The organism is Polaromonas sp. (assembly GCF_031411155.1).
In the GTDB taxonomy this organism is placed as follows: domain Bacteria; phylum Pseudomonadota; class Gammaproteobacteria; order Burkholderiales; family Burkholderiaceae_C; genus Polaromonas.
Window position 1 is genome coordinate 1 of record NZ_JANOAL010000308.1, and the last position, 1639, is coordinate 1639.

Genomic DNA, 1639 nt, shown 5'->3' on the forward strand with positions numbered 1-1639 from the left:
CGGCCCCACGGCCAACATGTACCGCATCGGCTGCAAGTCGCCCGAGATCGAATCGGCCTGCCGCAAACCGAGCTGCGTCTACCCGGGCATCTGCCCGAACCTGAACACCGACCACGCGCCACTGATCAAGATGTACCGCCGCGCGCGGGAGCTCAAGGGCGTGAAGAAAATCCTCATCAGCAGCGGCCTGCGCTACGACCTGGCGGTGCAAAGCCCTGAGTATGTGAAAGAGCTGGTCACGCACCACGTCGGCGGCTACCTCAAGATTGCGCCCGAGCACACCGAGCAGGGGCCGCTGACCAAGATGATGAAGCCCGGCATCGGCAGCTACGACAAGTTCAAGCAGCTGTTTGACAAGTTCAGTGCCGAGGCCGGCAAAAAGCAGTTTCTGATTCCCTATTTCATCGCCGCCCACCCCGGCACCAGCGACGAAGACATGATGAACCTGGCGATCTGGCTCAAGAAAAACGGCTTTCGCGCCGACCAGGTGCAGACCTTTTATCCGTCACCGATGGCCACGGCCACGACGATGTACCACACCGGCAAAAACCCGTTGCGCAAGATCACGCGCAGTACCGAAACCAGTGAAACGGTGGACATCGTGCGCGGCGAGCGCCGCCGCCGCCTGCACAAGGCGTTTTTGCGCTACCACGATCCCAACAACTGGCCGGTGCTGCGCGACGCCCTCAAGGCCATGGGCCGCGCCGACCTGATTGGCAACGGCAAGCACCATTTGATTCCGACCTTCCAGCCGCTGACCGACGGCAGCTATCAGAGCGCCCGGCGCAAAAACTCGACCACCGTGGCGCTGAAGCCCGCAACGCCCGTCAAGGGCCGCATCCTGACCCAGCACACCGGCCTGCCACCGCGCGACAACGGTTCGGGCAAGGCTGTTGGCAAACCACCAGCGCGCAAGTCGCGCTGACCGCCTCCAAACCGGGTTTTAGAGGTCAAACAGGCCTCTGGCCCAATATTTATATGCATTTTTTGCTATGAAAATAATAGCAATAAGGTGACGCAGTTTGGCCGGTTATGTCTCAACACGAGCTGCTTATTGCGGTGCTAGCCAATGACTGACAGCGACTCCCTGCAGCAGGCCATCGATGAGGAAGTGGCGCTGGTGGCCTTCAACCCGCAATGGCCGGCCCTGTTCGAGGCCGAGCGCGAGCGGCTCATGCGCCAGTTCCCTTCGCAGCTGATTGAGGTTCAACACATCGGCAGCACCGCCGTGGCTGGCCTGCGGGCCAAGCCGGTGATCGACCTGATGGCAGGGGTGGCGGCCATGGCCGTGGCCCAGGCGCTGATCGAGCCCTTGTGCAACTTTGGCTACACGACTTCGGCGGCCTTCAATCAAACCCTGACCGACCGCAAGTGGCTGATGCGCTGGGCCAATGGGCACCGCAGCCATCACCTGCACCTGGTGGTTTATGCCGGGCCGGTCTGGTTTGAAAGGCTGCGGTTTCGCGATATGTTGCGCTCTGATGCGGCGCTGGCGCAGCACTATTCGCGGCTCAAGGACCAGCTGGCCGCCGCCCACATCCGGGACCGGGAAGCCTATACCGAGGGCAAGGCCGAATTTATTCGTTCCGTGCTTGAAAAGGGCTGAATCTTTGATCAGCCGTGGCGCGACCGGTTAAAG

2 protein-coding genes are annotated in these 1639 nt (G+C 61.5%); both read left to right on the top strand.

All coding sequences use genetic code 11. The annotated features are described in order from the left end of the window. Nucleotides 1-925 (top strand): DUF3362 domain-containing protein (locus tag RMO23_RS18215; protein WP_309684267.1); only part of this gene is annotated, 925 nt, incomplete at its 5' end. A gap of 144 nt (nucleotides 926-1069) precedes the next feature. Beyond that, nucleotides 1070-1606, top strand: a complete 537-nt coding sequence (locus tag RMO23_RS18220) for a GrpB family protein (protein ID WP_309684268.1) — start codon at nucleotides 1070-1072, stop codon at nucleotides 1604-1606. Nucleotides 1607-1639: the final 33 nt, after the last annotated feature.

Excerpts from the sequence above, each read along its gene's own strand:
- RMO23_RS18220 (WP_309684268.1), top strand. The coding sequence starts at position 1,070 with ATGACTGACAGCGACTCCCTGCAGCAGGCCATCGATGAGGAAGTGGCG.